Origin of the sequence: Acetobacterium carbinolicum (assembly GCF_047456275.1) — a bacterium.
GTDB lineage: Bacteria > Bacillota > Clostridia > Eubacteriales > Eubacteriaceae > Acetobacterium > Acetobacterium carbinolicum.
This window is the reverse complement of the sequence record NZ_CP173357.1, coordinates 3,366,566-3,387,710: the sequence shown is the minus strand read 5'-3', so window position 1 is coordinate 3,387,710 and position 21,145 is coordinate 3,366,566. Positions and strand designations below refer to the sequence as shown.

The following is a 21,145-nucleotide window of genomic DNA, read 5'->3' as shown; positions in this document are numbered from 1 at the left end:
TGAGATCAGATATTTAAATTTTTAAAAAAATATTGGAGGAAAAAAATGGGATTTAAATCAGACATTGAGATTGCACAAGAGGCTACCCCACAGGACATCCGTGAGATAGCAAAGAAATTGGGTTTAACGGAAGATGATCTGGATTTATACGGTAAGTATAAAGCAAAGGTTGACTATAACCTGTTAAAGAAATCAACGGGCAAAAAAGCACGGTTGATCTTAACTACCGCCATTAATCCAACACCAGCCGGTGAAGGAAAAACGACCACCACAATCGGGGTTGCCGATGGTTTATCACGAATTGGCAAGAACACCCTGGTGGCTTTGAGAGAGCCATCATTAGGACCCGTATTCGGTGTTAAAGGCGGAGCTGCCGGCGGTGGATATGCCCAAGTTGTCCCGATGGAAGATATCAACCTTCATTTTACCGGAGACTTCCATGCGATCGGAGCAGCGAATAACTTATTGGCCGCAATGCTTGATAATCACATCAAACAAGGTAATGAACTGAAAATTGATGCTAAAAAAATTACCTGGCGACGTTGTGTTGACATGAATGACCGTCAGCTGCGAAACATCGTTGATGGTTTAGGTGGATCGGGAGACGGTGTTGTCCGTGAAGATGGATTTGATATTACCGTTGCCTCTGAAGTTATGGCGGCCTTTTGTTTAGCAAGTGATATTTCTGATTTAAAAGAACGACTCGGCCGCATTATTGTTGGCTACAGCTTTGCTGGAGATCCCATTACGGCAAGTCAATTAAAAGCGAATGGTGCGATGGCAGCCTTGTTAAAAGATGCCTTAAAACCAAACCTGGTACAAACATTAGAAGGCACACCGGCCTTTATTCATGGGGGACCATTTGCCAATATCGCCCACGGTTGTAACTCCGTGATTGCCACTCGTATGGCGATGCATTTTGCTGATTATGTGGTTACCGAAGGTGGCTTCGGCGCTGACCTTGGGGCTGAAAAATTCCTCGATATCAAATGCCGGATGGCCAACTTAAAACCAGATGCGGTTATTATTGTAGCCACAGTTCGAGCTCTTAAATACAATGGTGGAGTACCCAAAGCCGATTTAAATAACGAAAACCTGGAGGCTTTAAAAGCCGGTCTGCCAAATTTATTAAAACATGTTGAAAACATCACCCAGGTCTTTAAATTGCCAGCCGTGGTTGCGATCAACGAATTCCCACTGGATACCCCAGCCGAGTTAGCCTTAGTAAAAGACGAATGCCAGAAACTTGGCGTTAACGTGGCGATTTCCCAGGTATGGGCAAAAGGTGGCGAGGGCGGCGAAGAGCTGGCCCGGGAAGTTGTTCGTCTCATTGACGAAAGCGAAGGCACCTTCGAATACTGCTATGAACTGGATATGCCAATCAAAGAAAAAATCGAAGCGATTGCGACCCGTATTTATGGTGCCGATGGTGTAGACTTTACCCCAATCGCGACCAAAGAAATGGAACGCTTAACGGCTCTCGGCTTTGACAAGGTGCCAATCTGTATGGCGAAAACCCAGTACTCCTTAACCGATGACGCCACCAAACTGGGCCGTCCAACTGGATTCAGAATAACAGTTCGACAGGTTAATATTTCCGCCGGAGCGGGATTCATTATTGCCCTGACTGGCGAAATCATGAAAATGCCCGGGTTACCAAAAGTACCTGCCGCAGAAAAAATTGATGTTGATGAAAACGGCGTAATTGCAGGTTTATTCTAGAGATAACTGGAATCAGAAAAATTGAGGGATCCTTCGGGATTCCTCTTAATTGATTACTTAAAACAGTCAAGTGTGAACGATTAATCAATCGTAGTAAAAATTTAAGAATAAAAACTTGAAAGAGGAGAAAAACATGAATAACTTTTTTAGTCCTGTCGAAATCTGTGATAACATGGTTAAAGGTTGTAATAATAAAGCCAAATTGCCAATCGGAAAAATGATTGTTCTTGGTATTTTTGCTGGCGTTTTTATTGGATTTGGGGCTTATGGCTTTACTATAATTCTTGCCGGAGCGGGCACCGGTTTTGAAGCTACCATTGCCAAACTCATCGGAGCCGGCGTATTCCCGGTTGGGCTGATGCTGGTGGTCATCTGTGGGGCTGAGTTATTTACCGGAAACAACCTGATGACCTTATCGGTTTTCAAAAAAGAAATTACTCTGGGCGCGATGTTACGTAATTGGGGTGTCGTTTGGGCGGCCAACCTGGTTGGATCGGTTTTGCTGGCTTTTTTATTATCACAAAGTGGTCTCTATGGTGAAGCCATGAGCGCTAAAGCTATTGGTATTGCTGAAGCAAAGGTAGCGATTCCCTTTATGCCGGTAATTATCCGAGCAATTTTTTGTAACATGCTGGTATGTCTGGCAGTCTGGATGCAATCCGGCGCTAAAGATATCATTGGTAAGATTTTTGCCATCTGGTTTCCTATTATGCTTTTTGTACTATCTGGATTCGAACATAGTGTTGCCAACATGTTTTTTATTCCAATGGGAATTTTTTGTGGTGCGGATGTAACCTGGGCACAAGCTTTTCTGAATAATATTATTCCGGTCACTTTTGGTAACATTATCGGTGGCGCAATTATCATTCCTGTTAGTTATCATTTTACTTATGCTAAAAAAGCACAATAGCCAATAAAGATATCTGCAATGAAAAACAAACCCCAGTTAACTGGGGTTTGTTTTTTTGCCTTAGTATTGCTTTTCTTTGATGAGTCCTTTGCGATAGGCAGTGATTAGCATCTCCAAGTCGTTAACCTGAGACATAATAGCTTTTCCGGTATCCGTATCGCGAACCCGTTTTCGCTCGGTGGTTTTTTCCACGACCATCAAGGTGGATTTGATGTCGACCCCATCTGAAATCGCCTTTTCCACGGATTCAAAGGGATCGTGGCTGATCAGAATCAACCCATAGGAATTGTAGGTCAAGGTGTATCCGGCAATACCAGTGGTTTTCTGATAAGCTCGGGCAAAGCCGCCGTCAATGACCAACTGCTTGCCTTTGGCCCGGATCGGGCTTTCCCCGGAGGTGGCCTTTACCGGAATATGACCGTTGATCAGGTGTCCCTGATCGGGGTCAACTCCGAATTCCACCAGAATTTTTCGGGCCAGTTCCTCATTATCATCGATCAGCAGGTAGAAGGGGGCGTGGTATTCTTTGTGGGGCACCTTGTCGTCAATAAAATAACGCTCGAAGGTGGCCATCTTGTCTTTTCCGAATAGTGGGGAATCTTGATGGCACCACAAAAACCAGAGAAAATCAGTTCGGGTCGGGTTTTCGTCTTTATCAGTTTTGCCAAAGTAAGCCTCCCGGGCCATCTGATCGAATTTATCCATCAGACTTTTGCCGGAGTAGAGCTTTCCATCAATTTCTTTTTCTTTGAAACTGCCATCTTCGTTTAACAACACACAGGCATGAAAGAGCAGGTTGTCATTAAAAACCTTGTACATGTTGCCTTTGGCATACATAAAACGGATATGTTTTTGGAGCTTTTCACTATGGAGAAAAGCGTAAACCAGGCGATCCATCACCAGGGTTTCTTCTTCTGACAGGACACAAGGATCAGCCGGATTGAGGGTGGGGAAGTTGATGTCATTAAGAGGGTAAACAGTTCCCTCGACATTCACGGTGCCATTGTCAAAATCAATGTGGCGGAGCAGTTGTCGCTTTTCCATATGGTACTCGGGGTGATTATCGATCATGCATTCTTCCAACTTGAACTGGATCATGGCAATGGCTTTGTGCATCTTGGCCATCAACGCCGTTTCCTGGTCGGAGACGGTGTGATTGTCGGAAATTTTAGGCGCGAATTTGGCACAGGGGTCGTCATTATAGACCCGGTTAGCAAAGGAAGCCAGGGGCAATAAATTGATACCATAGCCGTTTTCCAGTACATCCATGTTGGCATAACGTAGGGCGATTCGCACTGCATTAGCAATACAGGCGGCATTGCCAGCAGCAGCACCCATCCAGAGAATATCATGGTTGCCCCACTGCATGTCCAGGGAGTGATGACGCATTAGCGTGTCCATGACCTCATCGGGACCGGCGCCCCGGTCATAAATATCACCGATAATATGCAGGTGATCAATGGTCAACCGTTTGATAACCCCGGAAATCTCGACAATAAAGTGCTGGGCGCGTTCCAGTTTAACCAGGCTTTCAATGATCTCCTGATAATATTCCCGTTTGTTAAACCGGTGTTCATCTTCTTGAAGCAGTTCTTCCATAATATAGGCAAAATCTTTAGGCAGAGCTTTTCGTACCTTGGAACGGGTGTATTTTGAGGCCGCTGCCCGGCAGACCTTAACCAGTCGGTAAATAGTCAGCTTATACCAGTTATCCAGGGATTCCCGGCTTCGTTCCTTCTTAATCAGATCAATTTTTTCTTCAGGATAATAAATAAGGGTGGATAATTCTTCCAATTCTTCAAAGGCTATGGTGTTCCCCAGTTCCTGGTGGACCTTGCGTTTGATGGCACCAGAAGCATTTTGCATCACATGGTTAAAGGCTTCATGTTCACCGTGAATATCGGTTAGAAAATGCTCGGTTCCTTTAGGGAGATTTAGAATCGCTTTTAAATTGACCACCTCACCCACGGCGCTGGTTATGTTGGGAAAGCTTTGGGAAAGGAGTTCCAGATATTTTTGATTTTCTTGGAGTTGTGTTTTTGTATAACTGTTCATCTCGACCTCTATTTCTAAATTCGAATTAAAAATGTAAATGTTTTCGTCCTGATTATACACTTGAAAGCATTAAAAAGCCATTAAAAAATATCTTTTGCAGGTAAAGACAAAAGACCAATTAAGTGATAAAATAAAAGAATAGACAAACATACCTGATCTGGTTAAAAGACCGGGCAAATGACTAAAAATATTAGTTTTAAACGAGCAGGTGAAATAGATGGAGACAAAAATTATTGCTGCAGTTGAGGCAATTGACGAAAAACGGGCAATCACATTGGTGGCAGCCGAGCTTGAAATCGGAAAAGACAAGAAAGACATTGCAACTCAGTTGAATTTTGCCCTGCAACGGGTGGCAGTCCGTTACGAAGAAGGGGAATATTATATTGCCGACCTGATTATGGCTGGTGAGTTAGTGTCTAACTTGCTCAGTATGATGGGCATGGACAGCACCCAATTAATCGATGGCAAAAGCCTGGGGAAAATTGTAGTGGGAACGGTTTTTGACGATATCCATGATGTCGGCAAGAACATTTTTATCAGTATGTTACGGGCCGAGGGGTTTGAGGTTATTGATATAGGGACAGATGTCTCCACTGAACGGTTTATCGCAGTCATTAAAAAAGAAAAACCAGCCATTCTGGGAATCAGTGGGATTCTTACCTCGGTGGTGGAGAACATCAAAGAAGTCATTGACGAAATTGTTGCCCAGGGGCTTCGTGATGAAGTGAAAATTATTCTGGGAGGGGCATTGGCAGGAACGGACTATGCGAAATATGTAGGCGCCGACGATTACTCCAGCGATGCCATCGAAGGAGTAAACATCTGCAAGCAATGGCTTTTGAAATGAATGGTGATGGGCAATGAGAAAAATTCTGTATCTTGATATCGTTAATGACATCAAAGGGAAAATTGAAAAAGGCATCCTGAAACCTGGAGATTTGCTGCCATCTGAAAATGAGATGTCTGAGCAGTTTGATGTCAGTCGGACTACTTTGCGTAAAAGTCTGGCGTTGCTGGTCAACGAAAAATATATTTACACCATCCCTGGTAAAGGCAACTATGTGTGTGAACCAACGGCCAATCAGTACCAGTTTTATTTTGACGAAATTGATAGCTTAAAAGGGGAAGTCGAAGAGGTCAAGCTGGTGAGCGTGGGGGTTATCACCCCCGGCCGTAAACTGATGCGGGAGCTTAAAATCGGCTCGTTTGAAAAGGTTATTAAAATTCAAAAGGCAGTAAAAATAAAAAATGAAACGATTCAGTATTCAACCATCTTTTTGCCTTATCAGAAAGGGAATCCAATTGTTGAAGACGTTATTAATTTTGCCAATTTTCATGGTTTTATGGAAAAGGGAAAGCTCCAGTTTCAGCATAAGAAGATTTTAAACATCGATATCGTCCATCCGCCGCTGGAAGTAAGAGAAAATCTGCAGATTGATCATGACGACTGTTGCTTTTTAGTATCTCAGAATATTATTTCGATGGAAGACAATATGCCCATCAGCTACAATGAATTTTATATCAAACGAAATTACTTTAACCTCACTGCGGAAACAACTTTTTAAAAAAGGCTTTACTTTTTGAAAAGATTCATGTAAAATGATCAAGCAGCAAAAGTGATCTCGTAGCTCAGCTGGCAGAGCACTACCTTGACATGGTAGGGGTCGATGGTTCAAGTCCATTCGGGATCACCATTTATTAAGTATTGAAGCCTCTTTCGGAGGCTTTTTATTTTACTCTTTTTTAACAATTCCCGCACGTTTCCCGCAATCATTATTTTACAATCCGACGATCAGTATCAAATTAAGAAGAAATACTGTATATTCTAACAATGTTATCAGTGGTATTTGCCGCAGTCATTTCATTATAAAAGGCATCAGTTAACCCAGCAGTAGCGTCTTTCAAAGAGTTAAGAACATGGATATAAGTTCTTAAAGTTGTATTAATATCTGAGTGCCCCAAAAGCTTGGAAATGACCAGCGGTTCGGTTCCCATCTCAAAATTACGTGTTGCATAGGTATGGCGTAGATCATGAAAAGATTTGCTATATTCCTTCTCGTCAGAATTTATTCCCAATTCCAGAAACACCGCTTTTAATTTCTTGGAGACATTAGAAGGATCTAAATGGGTTCCAATCGGAGTAGAAAAAACGAGAGAATTCTCATCTTGAATGACACCGAATTTGTCAAATATTTTCTTTTGATTGACTTTATGCTGCTGTAATATTTCGATTAAGACATGAGCCAATTTATTCCGGCGAATCTCATTGCATTTTGTTGGCCCCGTTTGACCGATGAAAGTATCCGTTGCGCCTTTGCTGTAGCTGTAACTTTTATTGATAACAATGATTTGTTTGTCCATGTCAAGATCCAGCCAAGTTAATGAAAATAACTCGCCCTGACGCGCGCCGGTATCAATTGCGGTTCTAAACAACGCTTCTAATTCATGTCCTCTGATTCCATTGACAAAAGCGATATGCTCTTCTCTGGTTAAAGGCTTAACTGAATTACCTGTTGCCTTTTTTAGACGCTTTTCGGGAGAATCAAAGGGTATTTGAATCATTGAAGAAAGATCTCTCAAAATGTCGCCTTTTTGGTAGGCATACGTTAAACAAGGGCGGATTATTTTATTAAGCTCTTTGACCTGATTAGAAGAATTGGTTAATTCAAAAAAGTCATTATAGTACTTCTGGATTACTTCAATGGTTAAGTGTGACATTTTGATAGAACCAAGGTTACCGCCCTTTACCTTTTTATTGTAAACATAAAGGTATCTTTCTTTGCTTTTGGGTTTTAGCTTTAAAAAATGGACGGTTGTTAAATAGTTTAGCAGATAATCTTCAAAAGAAATATTGGGGATATTGACACCAAAAGCCAATAATTTCCGACGCTTCTCAATTTTCTTTTCCAGCCCCTCAATTGAAGGGCTGGATTCTTCACTTCTATTTCCGTATTCATCCCGGTATTCCCAGTAGTAATAACGCTTATTGTTTTTGATTCGATATGGGTAATTCATTTTCATGGTTTATTTTTTAACCTTTCCAACCATGCCTTATTGATAACATGATTATAGCATAGGATGTTTTTGATTTGGAAGTTTACTTTCAAACCATTGTGGTAATTTGGCCTTATAGATGATCCATTTTCGGCCTAACTGAACTGCTGGAAAAGATGGATCGGATTTCAATATCTGGTAGAGTTTGCTTTTGCTGATTTGTAAAGCTTTGGCGGCTTCCTTTGTGGTGATAATATCAAACGTTGATGGTGATTTTTCTGTCATTTTACTTCCCCTCGCTTTATTATTTTCAAATTTTACTTAATGATAAGTATTATTAGTTAAACATCTTATTAAATAAGTCAACTTTATTTAAGGGACTAGTTTCTGGTCTATTAATGTTAGAAAATGGATTTTTCTTTTTTGCATTAGGTAAGGCAGCAAAGTTATAATTTTTCCTATTAAACTCCATCGCACAGATCCAATGGTTATCCATTTTAATTATCAGCATTAATCTTCTTAATAGTTGGTCAAAGCTATCAACCTGTATCTTATTCTTTGTATGGGTTGAGGGTTTACCAAATATAACATTGTAAAATTCTAGAGGATCATAAGGTGATGTTATAATAATTAGATCACAAGATAGAGCTTTGTCATGGTAACGTGATGGTGCCATAACTTGCTCACCAAATGGATCAAGAATACGAAGTAGATCTTGATAGGGCAAAACAGATGGTCTGAATTCATCTAAAATCAATGTATGTTCACCAGCATAATTTTGAAAGATATCTCGACTTGATCCAGAAAGATAATATGGGCGATTCGTCTTTTCAGCATAATCTTTAGCAAAAGAGGTTTTTCCAACACCAGCGGTGCCAAATATCCATATTACTTTAATTTCTTCGCCGGCAGCAATCATTTTAGCTCGCCAAATCTCTGCTTGTTTTTGCATCCGTTTTGACCAGATATCATCAATCTGTCGTTTTGTCCTACTATATTGGCTACCGGTTAGTTTATTCTCAATTTCTTCTTTACTTATTGAACCATCGTAAAATGCATCGAGCAGAACAGACACGGATAATATTTGCTTTGAATTCATTACATCTTCTCGAATTTTATCCAGTTCAGCTTGATAAATAAAATTGGATTTTACAAGATTTGGATCATATTGATGCTTTGTTCTAGATTGTTTTGTTCTGTGGGTTAAATAGGCGAAACCATTATTTGCGTTTCCTTTCCACATTTCGATATATTGAGGTTTATCATTTAGTAGCTTGGCAATATTTGCAATAGAACGAGCATTTTTAAATGTCATCATTAGATGAACGTGCGGGTTGACGAAGCTACCTTTTTCGTCGATGTCTTTATCGTGTAGAATACAAGCGTATTTTTGGGGTTTTAACTTTGTCTCGATAACGTTAACTAGTTCGTCCATTGTATTAGTTTGGATATGCTCTAAAGATTGAGTGTACATCATATTGCGGCACTTATTTGTTTGTTTCTTACTTATTTGTGTCAACTCCTTTCTTGACTTTGTGCGTATTTTCGAAAATTTTGGCACAATTAATTATATTGTACCGTTGGGATAACAAGCCCTTACCCCAACGGTATAAAGGGAAATTTTAAAAAATAGAACTGGAACAGTACACCGTCTTTGCTTTGCAAGACGGTGCAAAAATTTTACATGATCTTGTAATAATGCTCAATTAGTTTACCCAATTCCTTATAAATGGGAAATTCCATTATAGGGAAATGAACGCAACATGGCGTATCATTAACTCCATCGGTTGAAGAAAACCACGCATCACCAGGTTGAAAGGTACGACCAGTGTTTAAATTATTTAGTAATTCACTGTCCCAAAGTAGACGTGCTTCAGGCAAAGTTGGACGAAATAATATCTTTGTACTCATGGCACTGCGAAGCATAGATGGTAAGCCACCGCTTTCAACACTGGCTTCAGCAATACTGAGAATCACAAAGCAACCCGCACTGGCACCCATTGTTACGATGCGTTTTATGGCATTATCGAATAGGTCAATATTATAATTGGCAGTATCTTTGTTTTTGCGCGGAAAAAGACTTCTGCAAGAAACATATTCATCAATAAATAAAAAAGATGCATGCATTCCAATTTCAAACCACTTGACCGCATCACCACTTTCCATAGATAGATCGTTTAAAATCTGTTGTCTTTTTTTTATTGTACTTTCAAAGTTAGAAATGGCATGAAGAATTCCTTGAGCTTCTCCGTTGTGATCTAATGTATATGTGTATGGTAGGCGTGAAAGTTCGGCTTGCTTGGGATCAATAATGATTATTTCAGATCCATATTGATCACGTCCCCATGAAAGAGCTGAGAGTAAGATTGAGATAATACCCGTTGTCTTTCCACTGCGGGTTTTTCCAGCAACTAAAATAGAACCACTGGTTGTTAGATCAATAAACATTCCCTGTTGAATTGGTAGACGAGTTGGATCACCTGACTTGAGCTGAATTGAGCTTTTTATTCTAAGGTTTCTGTCAATTGTTACATCTTCAATGAGAAAAGAAACTGTATTAAATGCTAGATCACTTCTTGTTTGAGTTACGGCATATCGTTTATATCTATTGTTTAGGCAAGCAGATATATTAGTTGAAAGTTTTTGCAGATCCTCAACCGATGCCACTCCTGTACTTAATATGAGTTCGTATTTCCCAACCTCTGTATTTATACAATGTAAAGCAGGAAGTTTTTCACCTTCTTTTAAGTGCAGAGGATTACCGTAAGCATAATAAAACAAGCCTTTTTTGACGATATACTTTATACGAGTTGAATTTCTCAAATGCATATGCATTCTTATTCCAATTGCGATTAGAATGATACCAACAATAAACAGTATTATTCCGGTTGTAGAATACGAAGAAATCGAGGAAGTATTTGAAGAACCGAAAGAACTGAAAATATTGCTTAAACTCGACTTAAGTAATTGTAAACCAACAGAAATTACAAGTGTCATTACACCTAATACTATTATTTTTGCACTAGGAGTTAGAAAATGGTAATATGAAGCCTCCTTTTTGTACTTCATCATACTTACTTTTGCAATGTTGATTTTTCCTCAACTTGATTGCGGGGAGTATCTGAGTTTGAAATGACCTTAATATCATCACATTTAATACTCAATTGGTTCCGATACTGTCCAAAAATGGTTGCGGTAGAATTCACAGGCATAATATTAGTTTTAACAGGAACGGCTATGTCTTTTGCAACCTTAAATGACAGCTTTTCGTACAAATTAGTCACAGTTTCTCCATTTTTTTGTTTGTAAACGGTGTTGTCTTGGGTAATGACAACATCTACAACCGTCCCTCGATGAAGATTGGTCTCAAAATCTTTCCATTCACGGCAAGCTGTGCACATGAACACTTTACCTTCCATAAAGCTGTTCATATCGAATAAGTTAAATTGATTTAAATATCGCATAATTGTTTTACCTTTCTTTTTTAAATTATTTAGCAAGAAAAATATTGTTACATTACTTTTGAGAAAATACCTTTCTTTTAAGACTATTGTTTCATTCTTGAAAAAGTTCTTAGTGAATTCTAGATTTTTAAAATCGAAACATTAATTGATTCATGAAAATAGATATATTTCATAGTAACTTCCTCCTTTTAAAATTCCTCTTGATTTCTTCTTGAGTTTAGTTTATCATGTCTGCATAGGGGTGTATATAGGGTAATTAGAAACTAAATACAAAAAAACACCCCTATAAAAAAGGGGAGGGAAATGAATAATAATATTAAATTTGAGAAAAGTGAAGAATTTATTTATGAGATGATTTCAAAAAGATTTAAAATTAGAAAAAATTATTATAATTTAAAAAACTATGAGATTTTACCAAATGATCCGCAACTTGCATCTAATATTTTAAATAACAAACGTACTTCTAAAAAGAATCCTTATTTGATTACTGCTACATATTTTGATGAAATACAAAAAAATCTAGGCTTTAGTACGTTGAATGAAATGTTGTGGGGAGATAAATTTGAATTCAAGAGTTATAGTGGATATTTATTCTATTTGTTGATTAAAGAAATATTGGCATCTGATAGTTCAATAAAAAAAATCCTTACATCGCTTTTAATTGAATATGCACCATTTGCTAAAAATAAATGCCTAGAAGATTTTTTAGAGAAAGAAGATGGGTTTATAGGAAATAAAGAGGATTTTTTAGAAGGTAAAGAAGTTAGTAGGGGATGGGTTACCTTTTATTATTCTGATTGGATTATTGAATCTGCTGATAAAGAAGAGCTTTATTGTAATGCTATTGGAAGACTATATTCAGAAATTGAATATGATTTCATAAATGCTTATTTAGGATATTTTAATGACAAAAACACTATAAAATTAAATAAAAAATTAAATGAATTTGTTCAAAATGATTTGCTTTATATTTTCAAGGAAAAACATTCAAATATTGCCAGTTCTATAGGTTTACTTGTTTATAATTCAATGAATGAATATTTGCAGCAAACACCCACTGAAGTGGAATACATTATGTATTTACCAGGAAATTATCATAATACTTGTACGCCTGAAACTGAAGAGGATTTCGTGGTGGTTTTTGATGATTTAAAAGAACTTTGCTTAAGTTTTATTGATGGACTTATTAAAATACAAAACCGTCTTGAATTCTCATCTTATAAGGAGTGGTTAGATAACGATTGGAAAGAGTATGATTATTTAGATAAAATGAAAAAATGAAGTAAAAAACTTGCTAAAGTAATATTATCCTTAAAGGAGGTTATAATTTGAAGAATATAAAATTTGAGGAGTGTTTTCTTAAAAATATGGAGGACAATATTTCAGTAGAAGATTTAAAAGAAATCCATGATAAGCGTGATGGAAGTTATGAAAGGCAGTATCTTGATAATTTTTATTGTCCAGAATGTTTTGTTGCACAACTTTCTTTTCACCCGAACGCAAAAACACCACATTTTAGGTCTAATGGAATCCATGATAAAGGTTGTTCGTATAACTTTACCCGTGCAAATAGAAAAGAAATAGAATATTATTGTAATGATCCGGAAAACCGTGATACGGTTAATAGAAAACTTAAATATTGTTTAGATCTACTAATTTTATGTGGTCAACAGGCAACTAGAGGTAAAACAAGCCTGGGAAATAGGCGATCTATAGACAATCCTAATTATTGTACGATTGAGATTAACTTAAAAAGAAAGAGTATTCGAAGAAAAAAGTTAACTGTTCCTTTTACTGAAGAGGATTATAATTTACCAATAATATTCTATGGCACTGTCTTGTTGGAATGGGATTTAAGAAATGCTGATGTGAAATTTTTAAGGCTTAAAAATCCAAATAGAAATAATTATATCTGTTCAATAGCAATTTCAAAAAATATTTATTTATATATTGAAGAAAGCATGAAATTTAATGGGGCAAAGATTTGTGATATGGCATTTTTAGGGTCTATGGAAAAGAAAGATAATTTCAATAATTGCAGGATTAAGTATTCAACGGAATTGGAAATTAAAATAAGAAATACGAAATAATAACATCTGTTTTATTTATTCTATTATGTGTTAAGAGAAAAGTGATATAGATACATACATGTCTAGCTAAGTACGTGGAGGGTGGAAGGTATATGCAACTAGTGAATGATTTTATATATTTGTTCTTATGCATCACAAAGATAAGAGCGGCTAATAAAGAGGAGAAATGAAATATGTTTCTTTTTAAATTGTATATTCCGACAGTGAAATCCCATCTGCACGGTCAAACCGACCCAGCGTCACGATTGAACTGACCCACCTTAACGAAAGGTGAGCCATTCATATAAATTGAACCTATAATGAAGTTGGCACACAAATGTGTGACTATCATTACAGGAGGTCGATAATTATGGTGAATTATCGAGAAATCTTGAGACTGAACAGTCTCAATTATACCCAGCGACAGATTGCTGCAAGCGTTCATAGCTCGCGAAATACGATCCGGGAAGTGCTTGAAGTTGCATCCAAAGCAGGTATTGAATGGCCACTGGACGAAGCGGCAACCAACGAAGTTCTGATGGCCACCTTCTACCCCGATCGGCTGACAGCAAATAATCACCGAAAGGAGGCTGATTACAGCACCATTCACAAAGAACTGGCCAAGCCGGGAGTGAATCTTTCTTTGCTCTGGAGCGAATACTGCGAAACCTGTTACACCAATGGCAATACGCCCTATATGTATTCGCAGTTCTGTGACAAATATCGCCATTGGGCCAGAGTGACAAAGGCAACCATGCGGATCCGGCATAAGCCAGGTGATGTGATGCAGGTTGACTGGGCGGGTAATACCATTCCCATTCAGGATCCCTTTACCGGTGATACCACCGAAGCCTATCTGTTTGTAGCGGTTCTTCCCTGCAGTTGCTATGCCTATGCAGAAGCGTGTTCCGATATGACTTCGGGTCAATGGCTTTGCTGCCATGCCAATGCCTATAGCTACTTCGGTGGTGCCACCCGGCTTTTGCTGCCGGATAATCTCAAAACCGGCGTGGTCAAAAATACCCGGTATGAGACCATTCTGAACCGCAGTTATCAGGAACTGGCGGAGTATTATGATACTGCCATCGTACCGGCCCGGGTCTACCACCCTAAGGATAAAAGCCTCGTGGAAGGAACGGTTAAGTATGCTTCCACCTGGATCATTGCAGCACTTCGGAATCGCCGGTTCTTTTCAATCGCCGAAGTCAAAAAAGCGGTCAGTGAAAAGCTCGAAGAGCTGAACCATTTTCCTTTTAAAAAGCGGGAAGGCAATCGCCACCGCGCTTATTATGAGGAAGAACATGACTTCATGAAGCCGCTTCCGTTTACCCCATATGAACCGGCCATCTGGTCCACCGCCAGGGTTCCCCGGGATTACTTGATCTCTGATGGAAAAAACAAGTTTTCGGTGCCGTTTGATCTGATTGGGGAAGATGTCGACATCCGGCTGACAGAGAAAACCGTGGAAGTCTTTTTTCACGGTTCCCGGGTGGCATCCCATCCCCGGTCAGCAACGCAACTGCGGGAGCCAGTTGTCCGTTTCGAACACATGCCGCTGGCTCACCAGAAGTATCTTTCCTATAGTGCCGAAGAATTTCAGGTATGGGCTCAAACAGTGGGCGAACAAACTAGTACCGTGATCAAGCTCTTTCTAGCTGCCGGTCGGGAACCGGAACAGGGTTACAAAGCCTGTGCAAGCCTGACAAAACTGGCGGACCGTTATGGTCATGAACGCCTTGAAAACGCCTGCCAGCGGGTGCTTCTCTACAGCAGTTCACCGACAATTCGCAACATCAGCACCATTTTAAAAAATGGTCAGGATAAAATCAAAACGGGACGTGAACTAAAATCGGAAACTTCCAGCAGTTATGGGATCACCCGTGGGGCTGCCTACTTCCAGAAAGGCGGTGAGCCGGAATGATTAATCAGTCAACCATTGCTGCATTAAGAGCCATGAAACTGACGGCCATGGCCGATGAACTGGAAGCCCAGTTTACCGATCAGACCACCTACAGCCAGCTTGGTTTTGAAGACCGGCTGGGGCTGCTGGTGGATGCGGAGTGGAACCGCCGGAAGTCCAATAAACTGTTGCGCTTTATCCGGAATGCCCGTTTTGCTGAGCCCGGTGCCACCATTGAAGGGATTGAATACCACGAAGACCGGAAGCTCGACAAAGCCCAGATTCTCCGGCTGGCCTCCTGTCAATATATCGAAGACGGCCATCACATCATTTTAAAAGGGGCCTCCGGCAATGGTAAAACCTACCTCAGTAATGCCTTGGGTAATGCCGCCTGCCGGAAATTCAAATCCGTCCGCTACATCCGGATGCCGGAATTGCTGGATGATCTGAATGTTGCCAAGGGCTGTGGCACCTTCCGTAAGACTATCAAGTCCTACCAGAAGGTTGAACTGCTGATTCTCGATGAATGGTTGATCCGCACCCTGGAACCACAGGAAGCCTATGATCTGCTTGAGATTGTCGAAACCCGCTGTAAGGAAGGTTCCATTATCTTCTGCACACAATATGAGATGGAAGGCTGGTATGAACGCATCAATCCCGATCCTGATAATGACAGCCCGATATCTGAAGCAATCATGGATCGCATCATTCACAATGCCTATGACATCCGGATTGGCGGCAAAATTTCGATGCGGGAACGGCGCAGCTTCAAGGCTTCTTCCAAAAGCGGTGCAAGCCATGGTTGATCAGAATGAACGCTTTTGCAGCTGCCACTGCGATTGCCAATACGAATTCAGTCAGTTAATTGATGATCTGATAAAAGACATCCAACATCTCGAATCTGAAACGGTCAGAACCCGTTATGAGCTGAGCCGTCATCTTACATATCCTTATGATGAGTATCTCAGAAGTGACATTCTCTCCGATCTGGGCCGGCGATACAGTGATCATCCCGCTTATCAGCTCTATATTCAGTTGTTATATAATAACCAGGATCCTATGGAAACCGATGCGTGGTGCGAACATATCTGTCGCCTCGCTCATGGCCACGATGATTCTGAGTATTAGCATTTAGTTACTACTGGTTCAGCTTCCGTGAGGGTGGAACTCATCCTCCGTGAAGCTGGGTCGAAATGACCGTGCAAATGGAGTTTGCCGGTCGGAATATACAAAATTGTTCTTTTAAAAGTTATGATGCCCCGGTGTAATGAATTTTATTTCTCAAAGAATCCTTTTGAGATCGATTAACGAACACTATTTGAGTCAAGTCCCAAATTTGGTAGTTATGCGAGAAGCTACTCCAAACAAAACAATGTGAATGATTAATAAATAAATTATTGATTAGAGAGCTGATTTTATTTACTAATAATTATATCTGCTATATAATTAAGAATAGCGTGTGGCTAGATTTTTGAACAGTGCTTCGCTGTTTTTGAACAAAATGTTAGGTAGATTTGTTTTACCCGCATCAATTTTCCTCGTGAAAGCGCTTTGCGTTAGCGACATAATGAGTAGCCACGCGCATATTTTTTAGGTGGGTAGTATGACGAAATTCAATGAGTTGAAAACACGAAATGATTTAGCAAGAATTCTAAATGTACCAATAAAAAAGTTGACCTATATCCTATACAAAGCAAATGTTGATAACTTGTATTCTTCATTTGAAATTCCTAAAAAGAATGGTGAACCTAGAAAAATCAATGCACCTGCTGATGAATTAAAAGATATTCAACGGAAATTAGCTAAAGTTTTATGGGAACACCAACAATTAATTAATAAAACCAAACATAAAAAAAATAATATTTCACATGCCTTTCAAGAAGAGAAAAGCATTATCACAAATGCAATTGTTCATAAAAACAAAAGATATGTTCTAAACCTTGATTTAAAAGACTTTTTTGATAGCATTCATTTTGGCCGAGTTAAAGGTTTTTTTGAAAAGAATAATGATTTTAAGGTGTCTACAGAAGTAGCAACTGTAATTGCACAACTTTCTTGTTATAAAGGACAGCTTCCTCAAGGGGCACCTACTTCTCCGATTTTAACTAATTTAATATGCAATATCTTAGATTATCGTATTTCGAAAATTGCAAAAAAGTACAGGCTTGATTATACTAGATATGCTGATGATTTAACCTTTTCGACGAACAATAGAAGCTTTCTTTCGGTGTATGAAGATTTTTCAACAAAAATATCTCAGGAAATTCTTAGTGCTGGGTTTTCAGTAAATGAATCAAAAACAAGTTTACAATTTCGAGATTCAAAACAAGTTGTAACTGGATTGATTGTTAATAAAAGAATTAATGTAGATAGAAATTACTATAAAAAAACTAGAGCTATGGCTCATTCTCTTTATACTTCTGGATCTTTTGAGATAAATACCAATGTTGCTACAATGAATCAATTAGAAGGACGATTTTCTTTCATTGATCAATTGGAGAAGTTCAATAATTCAGTTGACAATGAAAACCATACATTTTTTAAACTTAGTGCTAAAGAAAAACAATATCAAAAATTTTTATTTTATAAGTATTTTTTTGCGAATGAAAAACCACTGGTAGTAACAGAAGGAAAAACAGATATACGATATCTTAAAGCAGCGCTAAAAAATTTATATAATGAATATCCAGATTTGATTACAAAGACTGAGCGGGGATTTCAATTTAAAATTTCATTTTTTAAGAGAAGTAAAAGAGCTAGATATTTTTTGAATGTTGCTTTAGATGGTGCTGATACTATGCAACAATTCTATAAATATTATCACGATGAAGACTCTGTTAACTATCCAAATTACAATGAAATTTTCAAAGAATGCGGTAGTGTTATGCCTAAACAGCCGGTTTTATTAATTTTTGACAACGAACTTGGGGCTACTGGTAAACCGATAAACGCTTTTATTTCTAATATAAAATTATCTCGAAATGAAAATAAAGAGCTGAAAAAAAAGACAGATGAAAATAAAGAGAATAAAAAAAAGTTGGAAAAACAATTAATAGAACAGAAAAGAGACGAACTAAAAGAAGAGCTAAAAAAAGAGTTAACCGCAAATGTTCTGGATAATTTATATTTAATAACAAATCCATTGGTTGATGGTAAAACTGAATGTGAAATTGAAGATTTATTTGAAGAAAAAGTATTGAAGCATAAAATTAATGGAAGAAGTTTTGATAGAAAAGGTGAAAAAAAAGATTGCTATGGGAAAGATGATTTCTCAAAATTCATTGAAAAAAATTATAAAAGTATTGATTTTAGCAAATTTAGACCTATTTTTAATTGTTTAAATAAGATTGTTTCAAATGCTAACCAATAAATGCTAATAGGTGGAAAAGGATACTTAGAATGAGAGACTAGGAAATAAGAAAATGAAATTAAAAAATTTATGGATTCAGAATTACCAAAAATATCATGAACAACAAATTGTTTTTGAAAATGAGCATGAAATATCAGAGCTTCAAAAACATATCTACGGGAATATGAGTATTGTTTTATTCTCAGGAGAAAACGGTTCAGGAAAAACTGCAATTTTAAGTTTTATTGCAAAAATATTTAAGTTTATTCAGCGATTTCGAGAACGGTTGGACTCTGATTATAGTATTTCTTATGATATAAAGATTAATCAAGTTATTCATAATGTTATTATTCGAAAAGAAAAAAATAATATCTATATATGTATTGATGAAAAATGGAATTATATTCAAGAATATAGAAAAGGTAGTGATAAGGGTTATTGTGTTAATTCACAAATATGTGGAGTTGATCAAGTTACTTATGACGAGATAAAGCTTTATTTACCACCATTAGTATATGTTATAGGTTTTGATGCAGCATATAAAAATTTGACATATGGTACAAATTATATTGGTGATCGTTTAGTTGATTATAGAGATATTTCAGCAGATTACTCAACAACCTCAAGGGGCAATAAAAACTCTTTAGGAATTGCATATTTATTTCATGTGTTTTCGACAAATACACAGTTGAGAAATACTTTTAAATTTTGGGGGTTGGAGTTATCAGGGTTTGTAGATGTTTGTACAAATGTGGAGGATGAGAAAGATTTTCGAGACCGCCTTGAAAATAGGAAACCGATCTTAAAAGAAGAAAACTATCAATGGGAAGAAACATACATTAAAGGTCAAGAAATTTATTTTAATTCAGAAATAGAAAATTATCTAGTTGAAATTGATTCTGAATATAACGAAAGATTCATGATCGTAGATTATTTAAAAAATCAGACAAGATATAAAACATTAGTTGAATTGATCAATAGAAGAATTATATATATAAATGAATTTTATATAAGAAGAAATGGAAAGGAAATATCTATTCGCGATATGAGCACAGGTGAAAAATCATTCTTGTTTGATCTGTTTTCTGTGTGCTCGAAGGTTACCGATAATGCACTTATTATTTGGGAAGAACCTGAAACTCATCTCAATATGAAATGGTCGAAGAATTTAATACCACTTTTGGTAGAATTATTTAATAAGGACGACGTTCAGTGGTTATTTAGCTCACATAGTGGTTATATGATAAAAAATCTATTTCAAAATCAAATACTTTTATTAAAAGATAACAATATTAGAAATCCCAATTTTAATACTTTCTTAGCAAATGATACAGAAATAAATATGAGACTATTTGAAGACGATGAAATAAATCCCTTTGAAACGGCAGTGTTAAATCAGATGAAAGATGCTTCGAAGAGTGAAAAAAAAGAAATGATGAATATTTTGGGAGAATCATATATAAAATATATGTTATATAAAACATGGGAGAATTAGCTTATGTGGTATGTGATTAATATTCAAAATGGTAAAAAATTACGTCTGTTTAGAGATAGATTAATTATTCCATTGTTTGAGCACATGATTGCGTACAAACATGAAGAGATAGCGATACCTTTTGATAAATATTTAGATGAAATAATAAAAACAAGTACATCACAATTAAAAAATGTTTCTAAACACGCAGAATTGTTTAAATTAACAAGCTTGATTCAAAGGAAGGAAACACTTGAGAATGATATAAAAGTAGCGACATTACTAGTATATATTTATAAGAGAGCTAATAATAATGTTTCTTTTTCCAGTAATGTAACGCAATTACTCTCGAAGTATTCAGAGAATGAAATAAGAAAACATTTGTATACGTATTATTATCAAAATAATGCATTAAAATCTAGAAAAGCATTTATAGATGTACAAAACGTGCCAGATGAATGGAGGGTAGTATTTAAAAATTTTTATTACGAAAAATTTTTCAATATGCCACAGGTTTGGGAACGGTTAGATGGAACGGAGTATACCAGAGAAAAGTTTCATGATAATTTTAAAGAAGATAATAATATTTATGTCTGTCCCTATTGCGATGCAACTGATGTGTCAGATAATGGAAATTTGGAAATAGAACATTTTTGGCCAGAATCTATATATCCATTTCTTGCAATGAGTCCGCTTAATTTATATTCAACTTGTAAATCCTGTAATCGGCCGTCAACAGGAAAAGGGATACGAACAATAAATCCAATGACCATGCCATTTTATGAATTGATAGGCAATGAAGTTATTTTTAAGCCAGATATTATCAATAGAAAAATACACATACATGGAAAGACACTAGCTTCAGAAAACTTTATTAAACTTATTAAACTGGAGGAAAGATACTCAAAGAAAGGTCCTTATCATGTTGTGGAAATATTATCTTCAACGATTTATGACACAATTAAACAGGCTGAAAGCCACGGCGCAGTAATAACAGATGAAGATATTGCAGGCTATGTGTCAAATAAAATAATACCTAAAGTTCAACCACATTATTTTGTTACAACGGATATATTAAAAGGTTATAATAAATACTTGGACTTTCTTGATAAATAATCGAAACCATTTGGGAGCGTGTGAGGTTTTTGTGATTTTTGTTTGAAATTATTCTTGGAAATTTATGAGGGGCTTTTCAAGCGTTACGTATC

General features: G+C 37.3%; 18 protein-coding genes and 1 tRNA gene. 13 read left to right on the top strand and 6 right to left on the bottom strand.

The features are described 5' to 3' along the window. Nucleotides 1-45: 45 nt before the first annotated feature. Nucleotides 46-1,722, top strand: a complete 1,677-nt coding sequence (locus ACIZ62_RS15745) for a formate--tetrahydrofolate ligase (RefSeq protein ID WP_414150588.1) — start codon at nt 46-48, stop codon at nt 1,720-1,722. A 133-nt stretch (nt 1,723-1,855) separates the two neighbouring features. Beyond that, the gene (locus ACIZ62_RS15740) at nt 1,856-2,632 is read left to right on the top strand and encodes a formate/nitrite transporter family protein (RefSeq protein ID WP_111889032.1); all 777 of its coding nucleotides are present in this window, start codon (nt 1,856-1,858) and stop codon (nt 2,630-2,632) included. A 60-nt stretch (nt 2,633-2,692) separates the two neighbouring features. Here the strand turns inward: ACIZ62_RS15740 and ACIZ62_RS15735 are convergent, their stop codons facing one another. Further along, the gene (locus ACIZ62_RS15735) at nt 2,693-4,687 is read right to left on the bottom strand and encodes a fructose-1,6-bisphosphatase (RefSeq protein WP_111889033.1); all 1,995 of its coding nucleotides are present in this window, start codon (nt 4,685-4,687) and stop codon (nt 2,693-2,695) included. A 217-nt stretch (nt 4,688-4,904) separates the two neighbouring features. Between ACIZ62_RS15735 and ACIZ62_RS15730 the strand changes: the two genes are divergently transcribed. From ACIZ62_RS15730 to ACIZ62_RS15720, 3 genes are all read left to right on the top strand, one after another. Beyond that, nucleotides 4,905-5,534, top strand: a complete 630-nt coding sequence (locus tag ACIZ62_RS15730) for a B12-binding domain-containing protein (RefSeq protein ID WP_111889034.1) — start codon at nt 4,905-4,907, stop codon at nt 5,532-5,534. A gap of 13 nt (nt 5,535-5,547) precedes the next feature. Next, complete coding sequence (locus tag ACIZ62_RS15725) at nt 5,548-6,252, top strand: GntR family transcriptional regulator (RefSeq protein WP_111889035.1); 705 nt, start codon at nt 5,548-5,550, stop codon at nt 6,250-6,252. Between the two features lie 53 nt (nt 6,253-6,305). After that, nucleotides 6,306-6,381: transfer RNA gene (locus ACIZ62_RS15720), tRNA-Val, on the top strand. A 109-nt stretch (nt 6,382-6,490) separates the two neighbouring features. Here ACIZ62_RS15720 and ACIZ62_RS15715 read toward each other — a convergent pair. The 5 genes from ACIZ62_RS15715 to ACIZ62_RS15695 form a co-directional block, all read right to left on the bottom strand. Continuing rightward, entirely contained in the window at nt 6,491-7,708 is a 1,218-nt protein-coding gene (locus ACIZ62_RS15715) for a tyrosine-type recombinase/integrase (protein ID WP_414150587.1), read from the bottom strand. Between the two features lie 45 nt (nt 7,709-7,753). Then, complete coding sequence (locus ACIZ62_RS15710) at nt 7,754-7,966, bottom strand: helix-turn-helix domain-containing protein (RefSeq protein ID WP_414150586.1); 213 nt, start codon at nt 7,964-7,966, stop codon at nt 7,754-7,756. 52 nt (nt 7,967-8,018) lie between these two features. Continuing rightward, a complete protein-coding gene (locus ACIZ62_RS15705; RefSeq protein WP_414150585.1) occupies nt 8,019-9,158 on the bottom strand; it encodes a Rep family protein in 1,140 nt (379 codons plus the stop codon). A gap of 203 nt (nt 9,159-9,361) precedes the next feature. Further along, nucleotides 9,362-10,753, bottom strand: a complete 1,392-nt coding sequence (locus ACIZ62_RS15700) for an FtsK/SpoIIIE domain-containing protein (protein WP_414150584.1) — start codon at nt 10,751-10,753, stop codon at nt 9,362-9,364. 2 nt (nt 10,754-10,755) lie between these two features. Then, nucleotides 10,756-11,145 carry a hypothetical protein gene (locus ACIZ62_RS15695; protein WP_414150583.1) on the bottom strand — a complete coding sequence of 130 codons (390 nt, stop codon included), beginning with the start codon at nt 11,143-11,145 and terminating at the stop codon, nt 10,756-10,758. A gap of 303 nt (nt 11,146-11,448) precedes the next feature. On the opposite strand from ACIZ62_RS15695, the gene ACIZ62_RS15690 reads away from it, so the two are divergent. From ACIZ62_RS15690 to ACIZ62_RS15655, 8 genes are all read left to right on the top strand, one after another. Next, nucleotides 11,449-12,426: a hypothetical protein gene (locus ACIZ62_RS15690; RefSeq protein ID WP_414150582.1), complete on the top strand. Its 978-nt coding sequence runs from the start codon at nt 11,449-11,451 to the stop codon at nt 12,424-12,426. 47 nt (nt 12,427-12,473) lie between these two features. Next, nucleotides 12,474-13,235: a hypothetical protein gene (locus ACIZ62_RS15685; protein ID WP_414150581.1), complete on the top strand. Its 762-nt coding sequence runs from the start codon at nt 12,474-12,476 to the stop codon at nt 13,233-13,235. A 349-nt stretch (nt 13,236-13,584) separates the two neighbouring features. Beyond that, entirely contained in the window at nt 13,585-15,135 is a 1,551-nt protein-coding gene (gene istA, locus ACIZ62_RS15680; protein WP_414150094.1) for an IS21 family transposase, read from the top strand. Further along, nucleotides 15,132-15,920 (top strand): ATP-binding protein, encoded by a 789-nt coding sequence (locus ACIZ62_RS15675; protein WP_414150095.1) that lies wholly within the window; start codon nt 15,132-15,134, stop codon nt 15,918-15,920. Before istA ends, ACIZ62_RS15675 begins: the two co-directional genes overlap by 4 nt. Further along, nucleotides 15,913-16,242, top strand: coding sequence for a hypothetical protein (locus tag ACIZ62_RS15670; protein ID WP_414150096.1), 330 nt, complete (start codon nt 15,913-15,915; stop codon nt 16,240-16,242). Before ACIZ62_RS15675 ends, ACIZ62_RS15670 begins: the two co-directional genes overlap by 8 nt. A gap of 475 nt (nt 16,243-16,717) precedes the next feature. Further along, nucleotides 16,718-18,484: a retron Ec67 family RNA-directed DNA polymerase/endonuclease gene (locus ACIZ62_RS15665; RefSeq protein ID WP_414150580.1), complete on the top strand. Its 1,767-nt coding sequence runs from the start codon at nt 16,718-16,720 to the stop codon at nt 18,482-18,484. 52 nt (nt 18,485-18,536) lie between these two features. Next, nucleotides 18,537-19,958, top strand: a complete 1,422-nt coding sequence (locus ACIZ62_RS15660; protein WP_414150579.1) for an AAA family ATPase — start codon at nt 18,537-18,539, stop codon at nt 19,956-19,958. Nucleotides 19,959-19,961: 3 nt separating this feature from the next. Beyond that, the gene (locus ACIZ62_RS15655) at nt 19,962-21,053 is read left to right on the top strand and encodes a hypothetical protein (protein WP_414150578.1); all 1,092 of its coding nucleotides are present in this window, start codon (nt 19,962-19,964) and stop codon (nt 21,051-21,053) included. The last annotated feature ends 92 nt before the right edge of the window (nt 21,054-21,145 follow it).